The sequence below is a fragment of the Aquipluma nitroreducens genome, from assembly GCF_009689585.1.
GTDB classification, from domain to species: domain Bacteria; phylum Bacteroidota; class Bacteroidia; order Bacteroidales; family Prolixibacteraceae; genus Aquipluma; species Aquipluma nitroreducens.
Map to the genome: position 1 here is coordinate 2,059,835 of NZ_AP018694.1, position 12,007 is coordinate 2,071,841.

The window sequence follows — 12,007 nt, forward strand, 5'->3', positions numbered from 1 at the left end:
ATGATGATATGTTTAAATTGGTACATCAATATATTGTTATTGGAAACTTCCAATTGAAGGAAGGGCGTTAACTGTCACTGTAGCCGAGTTATCCGACCCGTTGATTGTTGTATTTTCATTATATGTTGTGCCACCGGTCCTATCTTCTCTCACAGAAACGTTAGATACTGTGCCTTCGAGGTTTTGTGCTGCAATACCTGAAGTTGTGTAGAATGTTACGGTAAATTCCTCAGAAGTTACAGAGGAAGCCAGATCCACCACCTGTAGCCCTCCAGTTGCAATAACGTCGCTTGTAATGTCGTTTCCTCCCTTCGTAACTTTAAATGCACCTGCTGTTGTACCTAAAAGGCCACTTGGATTCGGTAACTTTAATGTATAACTCCAGAGGAATGAAGTGCCAGATACATTTATATTTTCGAATGTTGGAGTTACAGTAAATTTAATTGTATTGTTTTGATCTTTGGAAGCTGCAGTATTATCTGTTGTATTTGCAATAGTCTGGCAGTATTGTGGACCTTTATCTGCGGCAATAGCCAAATTAATAGTTGGGGCAGCCAAAACGGTAACATTAAGTTTAATGGTATTGGTACAGCCATTACTAGAGCCATCCTTTATTGTTACAATAAGATTTCCCGTTGCCCCAACTGTAGCACTGGTACTATAATGCACTGTAAAAGTAGCATCATAACTACCGGCCTTCGCTATTAAATTTGTTTTATCTGTACCTGAAAACCCTGCAGTAACGGCAATAACTTCAGCAGCATCACCGTCAAAATCAATTGTCGCAGTACCTGCAGTGTTTACAACAATACCTTTTAAAGTGTATGTGTATGTACCGCCTTGTATTACAGTTGAATTTACTTGCCCCTTAGCACTTCCAGCCACGATTACCAACGTGACCAACATTAAGAACGAATAGAATAGCTTTTTCATAACATTGAAATTTTAAGATTTACGTTTTTTATTTGTTTTTTTAATTGAAAATTCTGAATATATGTTGATTTGTAAAGACAAAATGAATTACGTCTCGACAATGTATGTCAAGGATCATCACCGCCAGGCGGTGAGTTTGTAGAGGTCAAAATAGTTTGTTGCTTCATCTTTTATGATTATTTTGTTTTCTTGTATCTTAATAAAATCTTCCTGGTATTGGTTTTGCGTTTACATTTATGGTGGCCTCGTTCGATTCAATCCTCCCAGTTACAGTGCCAGCAGCCCCCGAATTATTGGAGCTTGTTATTGTAACTACTCGTTTGACTTTATATGTGCCTGCTTCGAAAATGGAATTTGATGGCGTATAAGAATCTCCATTTGCTCCCGAAATTTCCACCCATTGTGTTGATGGGTTCTTTTGATAATACCATTTATAGGATGGCGTTATACCAGTTGGCAGAGAATTACCATTGTCCAACTTTAGCGTTCCGTTAATTGCAGTAAGTGGGTCACCTTCACAAATTGTTTGATCAATGTAATCAGTCAGATTATTTTGAATTTCCCGAATGTTATTATAGGCAACTTGATTCTGACCAGTGTTTTCATAATATTCAAGCGCCAATAAATTTGAACTACTTAAAGGAACCAGAACATCGGAAGCTAACCTTGGTGCATGATTTGTCCAGTCACTAAAAATGATATTACCATCGAGCGACAAACGGATGCCATCATCGCTATTTAAATCGACCAGATACAATCCGGTTTTATTAGAATTCATCAGGAAACGCGCAGAAAAAGTAGCGCTTAAGATTGATCGATCCTGTATGCCATTTGAAAATAAAGGAATGCAGGTAGCATCGTTATCGCCTCCAAAATTTGTGCTGAATGATTCTGGCTGTAAAAGATATCCGGCATATGTGTTGAAGCTTATCCCATCATAGACGTAACCTATCCAAGAATTGTCACCTGGGGTTTGAATGTCGATTGGAGATACAACCTGAATTACATTGACTGTCGTTGAGCCCTCACAGCCAATGGCATCCTTTACCCAAACTATATAATTATCGGGTGCAAGGCCGCTAAAGGTATTTGAACTCGCATAGGTGCCTGAGTTAAGTTTAAATTGATAAGGCGATTGGCCCCCACTTCCTGTAGCTGTAATTATACCATTACTATTACCAATACAAGTAATATCTGTAGGGTCGGCAGACACCGAAAGGACAGAATTTACTGTCACCGTTCCACTAATTGAAGAGGCAATGCAAGGTGATGTATGACCGCCCGTGGTTATGGTATAAGTTCCAGTTGCTGTTGGCGTACCACTGATGGTTACGGTCTTGTTAGTCGTATTTACAGAATAAGCCAGCCCATTGGGCAAGCCTGATACACTAGCGCTTGTGGCACTGCCACCAAAGGTATAAACTGTTGTGGAGATTGCAGTGCCCGAACATATGGTCGGATTTTGCATCCCACTAGTCAAAATTATAATTGATGCTGTATTCACAGTTGCTGTTACCCCGGTGCGGGCTGCAGATATACATCCCTGAGGGCTTATCGCTTCCGCATAATAGGTGGTATTTGAACTAATTGTTGGATTAAGTAAAGAAATCTCATTTCCACCGGTTAAAGCATCATACCATTTTATTGATCCGGAGCTTGCTGTTGCTGAAAAAGTAACCTGGGCTGCCCCACAAACCGATGATGGGGATACTGTTGCTGAACTTACCGTCGGTAAAGCCTTGACAGTTGCTGTTACCCCCGTGCGGGCTGCAGATATACATCCTTGAGGGCTTATCGCTTCCGCATAATAGGTGGTATTTGAACTAATTGTTGGATTAAGTACAGAAATCTCATTCCCACCGGTTAAAGCATCGTACCATTTTATTGATCCGGAGCTTGCTGTTGCTGAAAAAGTAACCTGACCTGCCCCACAAACCGATGATGGGGATACTGTTGCTGAACTTACAGATGGCAACGGATTCACCGTAATGGAACCTGTAATACTTGCCTCTGCGCAAGGACTTATCGTACCTGAAGTTGTAATTCTATAGGTACTATTGGCTCCTGGGCTGCCACTTATGGTAACTATACCTGCATTAAATGAAGATGTCACTCCGGAGGGTAAGCCGGTTACTGTCGCTCCGCTAGCGCCGCCGCCAACTGCATAAGTTATAGAGGTAATGAGCGTATTAATACAAACTGTTTGAGCGTCGGTTCCCGTATTAGAAGTTAAACTCAAGGTTCCATCTACACAGGCCGGGGCAATATTAACCGTATAATCCTCAACTTCCCCAAAGGAGAAAGTTTCACATGGTTCTGGATAAGGTGTGTCGTCAATCTCAAATAGTTCCCATTCTCCTAATTGTAGAATTGTACCTGAATTATTGGTCATGTTTAACCGGTAATATCCGTATGCGATGTTATTCGTAAATGTATATTCCTTTTTCAACCATCTGGTTGGAAAATCCTCATTAGATCTCGAATCAATTGTAAACCAACTAGAACCATCATTTGAACCTTGTAGGTTCCAAGTCAAAGGATCACGTTCAGGAAAATCATTTGCAGAAGTCATTGAGTATTTTGTTACAGTATATTTTTCCCCAAGTGGAAATTGATACTGAACCCACCCTGATGCATGAAAAGTCAAATATTTTGATAGGTTTGATTGATTAACTACATTATCAACCAGCTTAGTAATATCCTCACCATTAGGCCAATCTGTATATTGAGAAGAAACATTTCCACCAGGAACTGTTAAATCATCGGTATGAATACCTTTCATTGCAACTCGCATCGTTGTATTTACAGTTACATCAGGTATTGTAAATGAGCTTGTTAATGCACTCACAGAATTTCCATTATACAATTCTTCTCCTGGGTCTAAATAATCGCCATCCTTATTAAGATCAATCCACACTTTCCAATACTCAACAAAGCCCGAAGCAGGAACACCAGGTGTCAGCGTAACCGTTTGATTTGTATTCCCATCCAGGTTAATAACATCGGAGGTGTAATCCGAATAATTTGAAGCTCCTGAAGTCTTGGAAAAGCTTCCTATATCCACCTTCGAAATCCAATCGACCTGTCCACTTGCATTAATCCCCATTGGATTACAATCGGCCATTGTAACTGTAACCGTAAAGGAGCAGGCCGCCGTATTTAACGAATTGTCTTTAGCAGTATAAGTTACAGTTGTTGAACCTAAATTAAAAAAATCACCCGAAGTATGACTACTGGTAAAGGTTGTTACCCCGCAATTGTCCGTAACAGTGGGTGCAGTCCAGTACACATTTGCACCAGAATTGCCAAAGGGTACTTCTATATTTATGTTTGCCGGACAGTCGGCGATGGTTGGTAAAGTAACATCCCTGACTGTCACAGTGGCTGTGCAGGTAGCGGTTTTAGAGTTGCCATCATCTTTTACCGTAAGGGTAACAGTGTTGCTTCCCAAATTTGCGCAAGTGAAATTACTTGGAGAAACAGTGTATGACAAGGTATTTCCACAAGGTGAGGTACTGCCGTTATTCACTTGATTACCAGATATTATAACATTTCCACTAGCATCCAAATCAACAGTAATATCCTTACAAACCGCAACAGGCGCTGTTACACAGGCTGACATAATATTTAATGTATAATCTTCTGCCTGTCCATATGAATTTGTTCCATCTGAAATCGCACAGAAATTCGTGTTGTATCCTCCAAACTGACCTATAACGCGCATCCTTGTATTACCTAAAGGTGCTGAGATTGGAATAGCAATATTTGCTGTGGTTTGTTGTCCATCAACCCCAGTGGAACTATTGAGCGTACCAACTTGGAATGATTCACCGGCATCAGAAAAACTGCCGTTCTGGTTCCAGTCAAAATAGACGGAATAATAATACGTATTGTTATTACTTGAAATTCCCCATGTATTACCTTCAACTGTCATGCTGTATATTTGTCCAACTTGCACATTTGCTGTGATTGAAGTAAAATCCTCATAAGATGAGGTTACTGTGTTTACATTAGAGCTTGTATTATTGATGCCATCAAATATTACCCGAGTAATAGGTCTTGAATTAGTGGCTGAGATAGCACAATAACTAAGGCAGGCCGAACTGGCTGTGGTAAATGTCCATGTACTTGCGCCTGTCGCATCTCCACACGCATTTTTAGGTACTACTTTCCAATAATAAGTTGTGTTAGCCGACAATGCGCCTGTTGTAAATGAATTTGTGGGAACATTTGATGTAACCGAACCGGGCAAACTTCCTGCGCCAAAATAAACGTCGTAAGAGGTAGCTCCTGATACAGCCGCCCAGGAAGCAGAATTTACGGCTCCCACGCCAGAATAACAAACATCTGATACACCATCGACAGGACTGGGGGTGACAGCAGCTATTGGTAAAGGGTTTCCAGTTCCAGTTAATGAATTAGTCGGTGAGTTGCTACCAGCAGTTGTACTTGCGACCGTGATGGTAGCACTTTGAGGACCAATAGCATTAGGTGTAAAAGTTACATCACATGTTGCGTTGCCACCGCCGGCAATTGTTGTTGATGATAGGTTACTTACCACAAACTGCGCATCATTGGAATTAACCGTGACCCCACTGGCAGTTGATGAGCCTGTATTGGTAATTGTATATTGTATTGTTGCTGCAGCTGTTCCAACACAGGCAGAACCATGATTAGTTGTGCCTGAAATTGCCAAAGCCGGTGCAGATACCTTAGGTACGAGTTCGCCTGATGCTAGGATCTGTGCCCCAGTGGTGTATCCTGAAAAACTAACATTAACTAACTGTGCGGCAGTTAATCCACCAACCCCTACAACTATTTTCCCTTCAGTACCGGATGAGCCTGCCGTTCCTGTCCATCCAGTGATTGATAATGTCCCTGTCCATGAAGCCGAACTGCTATTGGCAATCGTAATTGTATGGAGTCCTGCGCCCAAAGCAATCGTTGAACTTGAACCCATTGTAAGAATACCTAAAGACGAACTAAAACCACCAGAGTTAAATGTAACCCCATTTATTGCAGTTGTTCCGTTGACAGCAATTGCCCCACCGGCAGTTTTTGTTCCACTTCCCAACAATTTCAGATTACTGTAAGTTGTATTCTTGATCGTTTGATTTCCTACTCCACCATACGTTACGGTATTACCAGACACGGCTGCTGTGAGGATATTAATAAAACTATTATCGGCAACCAGAGCATTGACATTCAATGTGCTGGTTGTTGTTGCATTATTAAACGTACCAATAGTTTGTGATGTATTTTCAAAATTAGCTGTACTTCCTGCATTGTTGGTAATTCCTGTAATATATCCTGTTCCATTCAGGTTAATTGTACCTGTATTGGTGAAACTTGCAGTTGGTGTACCAATAGTCCCAGTTGAAGTTAGGTTAATTGTACCTTGATTTGTCAAAGTTGTAGGATTCGTGTAAGTTGTTCCGCTAATATTTAGAATTCCAGTACTTGTGTTTACTAATGTATTAGGGGTTAAGTTGTTACTGCTTGCATTTAAAGTTCCTTGATTTGTCAAGTTCGAAATTGTTAAGCCAGCAGTACTATTAATCGTACCCGTAGAAGCATTGGTTAAAGTTCCCGTACCTGAAAAATTTGAATTCAGCGTTAAAGTTCCATTGTTGGTGAGATTAATTCCGGTAACAGTAACAGCTGCACCGGTCATATTTATGTTTCCTGTAAGTGCTTGCGCATTTGTATCAAATGTTTGAGGACCAGTACCCACAGAAAATGTTCCATTATTGGTAATACCTCCTCTGAAATTTACCGGAAGATTGGCAGAGTTATTCCATGTACCTCCTGATTTAATTGTAACAAGTCCCGTAAATATTTCAGTTGTACTCCATCCACTAATATTAAGGGTTCCACTTGTGCCACCACCCACGGTGGTGGTTCCTGCTACGGTTAAACGATTTGCGCCGGCCAAAGTAAAGGTACTTCCGTCACTAACATTTAAATTTCCGTTAATAGTCAGGTTCGCTCCGGTAGTTGTGGTTCCGCTAATGGTGGTTAAATTATAAAATGTTGTAAATATTGTGGCAGGTAAGGTATTATCTGTATCCAAAACAACTGTTCCAGTACCATATGTCCAAGTATTACCAGTAACTGTATTGACCTCCAAACTGCCAGTTCTAAGTGTTCCGCCATTTGTCATCGTAATTATTCCAGCAGCAGGCTTAGCCTGATTACTCCCAAGGGTAACGCTTGCGGCATCAAGTGTTGCCCCACTTTGAAAGGTAATAGTCCCAGTTCTAGCTGTTTGTCCATTTCCACCGACTTGAACATTTCCAATTACGATAAGTTTTGGAGATCCTGTCGTAGCAAATGCAAGAGTGCCGTAATTGTTCCCGTTAGTCGGATCACCTCCAATTTGAAGAGTTGAACAAGTTGCATTTGTTACATTCACCGTCACTGTATAGCCACCTCTAATAATGACTATATCCGTAGATGTAGGCACAACTCCACTATTCCAAGTATTAGTTGCATTCCAATTTCCGCTACGTACTGATATTATTGTTGCCCCATTCACGCTACCAGCCCCCACCAACAGCGCTACCAGCAAAATCAGGTAAACCCCTATTTTTTTGGAAAGAAGTAAATTTCTTCTCATACGCTTTGGGGTTTTAAGTGGATACCCAAAGCCGAAAATGCAGCAACAATGATCGCGAAGAAATTTAAAAAGAATTTCGAAGTATTTCTGAAAAAATAAAAATGCAAATCCGTTTGCGTAATTAACCAATACATATTTTGGTCAATAAAAGCAATCCAACTTTTAGAAAAACAACTGACGTAAAATCCCCCCATGCGCACCAAGTAAAAATCCTATGCTGGTAAAAATAGTTTTATATTTTTACCAGCATAGGAGAAACTAGCAAAGTGCCAAGTAAAGGTATCAAACCTATGTTTTCAATGATCCAGAATATGGTCAAATATACAGAAAGCTCCCGAGAATAAAGGACTTACAGATCTTTATCTATTTATTTTTTACTTGATGTGGATTTTATATTCAAATACCTCGATCAAATCACCCGCCCTTAATTTGGCACGTTTCCGAAATTCAGGTTCCCCATTCCGGAAAACAATCCCGTCTTCAACCATCAGCTTAGCTTGTCCACCCGATTCACTAATCCGCATTGTTTTTAGTAATTTGATCAGTTCAATGTATTCTTCACCTTTTAATTCGTAAGTTTCCATCAATTTGTTTTCAGGTTAATGAAATTACAGTTTGTTTTTCAAAATTGCCAACTCCAGTTTTGTCTTTCCCGGTAACTTGGCAACAACCAAATCGTACGAGTGGTCGATCATTTCCAGAATCAGCTTTGAATGGAGAGAACCGTCTATCGCCACGGTGTTCCAGTGTACCTTGCTCATGTGGAAACCGGGTTGAATAGCCGGATACTGTTCCCGGAGTTCGATTGCCCGATCTGGATCACACTTTAATGCAAGAGACCAATCACCATCCAGATTGGTTAATGCAAACATCTTACCCATGACTTTAAAAACTAACGTCGCTTCATCGAACGGAAATTCTTCGCTAACTCCGGGTTTCGAAACACAATATTCCCTCAGTTCTTCAATGTTCATCGATTCGAATTTACAACCGTCAAATATACAAATTGGAACAATACGGCTTAGAAGTTGTAAAAGTCAAATTTAAGATCACAGCGTCTTGATTCGATTTTCGAGCCTAAGTCATTTGTATTTAAAATATTCAACCCATCATTCTTAATAAATTATAAAATTCAGTGTCGATATTACGCCAAAGAGTATAACCAATATTACCTTTATGTACCTTTGATGTCAATTTCCTAAAAAAATAAATCGTTGGCATGCCGGAGACGAAGAATCATCATTCACAATTAAGCAAAGTTACATTTGCAGGGCTGTTAATCACCATGGGAATTGTTTTTGGTGACATCGGAACCAGTCCACTGTATGTAGTAAAAGCAATCATTTCTGGTGCCGATAAATTTGACCAACTTCTGGTTTATGGAGCTTTATCGTTGGTGTTTTGGACCCTGACCCTTCAGACTACTCTTAAATATGTCATCATCACCTTGCGCGCCGACAACCACGGTGAAGGTGGAATTTTTGCCTTGTTTGCCCTGATGAAGAAAAAGTCGACTTGGGCCGCAACTTTAACCATGATTGGCGGGAGCGCTCTGCTGGCCGACGGTGTAATTACTCCATCCATTACGGTTTCGTCGTCGATCGAAGGGTTGCGAATGATAAACCCACAGATTCCGGTCATACCAGTCGTTCTTTTCATTATTTCAGCATTGTTCTTTGTCCAGCAATTCGGCACAAAATTTATCGGAAAATCGTTTGGCCCAATCATGGTCATTTGGTTCGGAATGCTTGCCGTACTTGGATTTACTCAAATCATCACTTATCCTGAAATTCTGAATGCAGTGAACCCTGTTTATGCATTCAATTTTCTGACCCAATATCCGAAGGGATTTATTCTGCTTGGAGCGGTGTTTCTGTGTACCACCGGAGCCGAGGCATTGTATTCTGATCTGGGTCATTGCGGAATCAAAAACATCCGGATTTCGTGGATCTTTGTAAAACTTGCATTATTGCTCAACTATTTTGGGCAAGGAGCGTGGTTGATGAACCATCCACAACCGGTCGAAGATTTGAATCCGTTTTACTCCATCATGCCCAGTTGGTTTCTTTTCCCCGGAATACTCATCTCGACTGCTGCTGCGGTAATTGCCAGTCAGGCTTTGATCACCGGATCGTATACGCTCATCAGCGAGGCCGTTTCTATGAATTTCTGGCCTAAAATAAAAGTATTGCACCCAACAACAATCAAGGGTCAGGTTTATATTCCTTTTGTTAACTGGCTGTTGTGGGTCTCGGTTTGTTTTGTTGTTCTGTTCTTTCAGGAGTCATCGAATATGGAAGCAGCATATGGATTGTCAATTACCATCACCATGATGATGACTTCGTTGCTATTGCTTCATTACCTCTACCAAAAAAATGTCCATTTTACTTTTTTAATCATACTTGGGGTTCTTTTTGGCTCAATCGAGACTTCATTTCTGATCGCCAATCTGCATAAATTCGCCAATGGCGGATGGTTTTCAATTGCTTTAGCTTGTGCCTTTTTGCTCATCATGCTCGGATGGTTTTTCGGGCGCAGGATCAAGAACCGACACATCAGTTTCTCAAACATCAATAAATACCTGCATTTATTCGAAGATTTAAGCAAGGATAAAACAATTCCACAAATAGCTACCAACCTGGTTTACATCATCAAGGCCAACGAACTTCACCAGATCGAATCCAAAATCATGTATTCGATCTTCAATAAACAGCCCAAACGTGCTCAAACCTACTGGTTACTTCATGTTGACACAGTTGGCGAACCCGATACTTTTAGCTATGAAGTTAACCAGTTTATTCCCGGCACATTGATTCGGATCGATTTTCATCTTGGATTTAAGATCGAACCGCGAATTAATCTATATTTTAAAGAAGTACTGAAAGACTTGGTTGCCAGTGGCGAAATAAAACTAAACAGTTCATACGAATCACTAAAAAAGCATCATTTCCCAGCCGACTTTCTTTTTGTAAATCTCGATCGGGTCATGACTCAGGATTACAAATTATCTCCATGGGAAACCATGATAATGGGACTGCATGCATTCGCCAGACTGTTCAGCATCAACGATGTAAAGGCTCTTGGATTGGATTCGAGCAGTGTGATTGAAGAAAAAGTTCCAATTTCAGTAGAGCGTCCGCTGAACCGCAAAATACAACGGGTAGAGTAATTTGTTTGCACATGTCCGTTCAATTCAGTGAACGGCAAAGGATAGCCAATCTATATGAGAGAAAATTCTCGTCAATGTTAGATATTCTTTGCCGTCTGCTTTAGCTGACGGGCATCAAAAAGACTACTTTTTCTCCGGAATCAGATTCACTACAACCCGAACCAACAAAATCAAAATCAAAAAGTAAACTGCCGGATTAAATTGTTGCCCAGCCACAAACGAAAGAATTAATAGAGCTCCGGATAGCCAGAAATAGTAGCGTGCCTGGGGTCTCCATTTCTTAACAGCCCACAATCCGGCAAAAAACAGGTTCAGCGGAAATGCCCACAACAAATTGTAATTCGGGCTCATCGCCGGATGCTCCGAATATAAAGTGAACCAGCCAATGATTAGTCCGGCAAACCCGCTCAATCCAAGCAACCAATAATCCAGCCAGTCAATTCTCTTTTTCTGAAGAAAGCTACGAACCGAAAATGCAGCAATAATCAGGAACAAAATACCGAAAACGATAGCAGGCCAAGGCCAATCAGAATTGAGTTTAGAATTCGGATATTCACGTAAAGTACGGGTTTCAAGAACCAACGGTTGAGGTTTTCCATCGACCGTAATTTCAGCTTTGGCAAACTGATCTTTCAGGTAATCGGGCAAAAACATTTGACCATATGCCGAAACCGGCTGATCTGCCTTTTTGCCGACCAAAAGGTCGATGCCCAGATCGAACCAACGAAACGAATGATGAAATTTTTTGATCAGGTCACGGTAGCTTTCTGTAGGATGGTTATCGGTAAATTGAATTGGCTCTCCGGCGTTACGTTCAATCATGTCGCGAACACGGGTCGCACAATTGTCCATAAAGAAATTGTATCGGTACACCCGGTTTTCGGGTTTAGCATTTTCGAGCAATGCCTGAAAAAGTTTGTTCTTCCCTTCCGTGGTAAGGTTGAGCACCTGTTCGTACACACTACGCTTTTCTTCGTCGTACTGTGGCAACCAGCTTTTAAACCGTTCTCCTCCCATGGCATAATCCGTCTGGCCTTTGGCAAAGCGATACATAAAATTTGGTGTCTCGAAACTGAAAAGACCGTAATTGAACACAGCATCCAGATTCAAAGTTGGATCGGCAATGCGAATGGCAGAGTGTCCATACCACTCGCCCACATCGGTACCCGGATCGCAAGTCAAAATACTAACCGTTGCTTCCGGACTTAGTTGTTGTGCACTAACTTTGGACTGAAAAATCAGCAATGAAAGTACGATCAGGAAAAAATAACGAATTTGCATAATCC

General features: G+C 41.0%; 6 protein-coding genes. 1 reads left to right on the top strand and 5 read right to left on the bottom strand.

Annotated elements, in window-relative coordinates; translation table 11 throughout:
- Positions 1-36: 36 nt before the first annotated feature.
- The 4 genes from AQPE_RS08625 to AQPE_RS08640 form a co-directional block, all read right to left on the bottom strand.
- Entirely contained in the window at positions 37-933 is an 897-nt protein-coding gene (locus AQPE_RS08625; RefSeq protein ID WP_318350656.1) for a hypothetical protein, read from the bottom strand.
- Between the two features lie 196 nt (positions 934-1,129).
- Positions 1,130-7,552, bottom strand: coding sequence for an Ig-like domain-containing protein (locus AQPE_RS08630; RefSeq protein WP_318350657.1), 6,423 nt, complete (start codon positions 7,550-7,552; stop codon positions 1,130-1,132).
- A 374-nt stretch (positions 7,553-7,926) separates the two neighbouring features.
- The gene (locus AQPE_RS08635; protein WP_318350658.1) at positions 7,927-8,136 is read right to left on the bottom strand and encodes an RNA-binding S4 domain-containing protein; all 210 of its coding nucleotides are present in this window, start codon (positions 8,134-8,136) and stop codon (positions 7,927-7,929) included.
- Between the two features lie 24 nt (positions 8,137-8,160).
- Positions 8,161-8,526, bottom strand: a complete 366-nt coding sequence (locus AQPE_RS08640; protein WP_318350659.1) for an MmcQ/YjbR family DNA-binding protein — start codon at positions 8,524-8,526, stop codon at positions 8,161-8,163.
- 245 nt (positions 8,527-8,771) lie between these two features.
- Here AQPE_RS08640 and AQPE_RS08645 point away from each other — a divergent pair, with 245 nt between their 5' ends.
- On the top strand, positions 8,772-10,721 hold the full coding sequence (locus tag AQPE_RS08645) for a KUP/HAK/KT family potassium transporter (protein WP_318350660.1): 1,950 nt from the start codon (positions 8,772-8,774) through the stop codon (positions 10,719-10,721).
- Positions 10,722-10,844: 123 nt separating this feature from the next.
- Here the strand turns inward: AQPE_RS08645 and AQPE_RS08650 are convergent, their stop codons facing one another.
- A complete protein-coding gene (locus tag AQPE_RS08650) occupies positions 10,845-12,002 on the bottom strand; it encodes a lipoprotein N-acyltransferase Lnb domain-containing protein (RefSeq protein WP_318350661.1) in 1,158 nt (385 codons plus the stop codon).
- Positions 12,003-12,007: the final 5 nt, after the last annotated feature.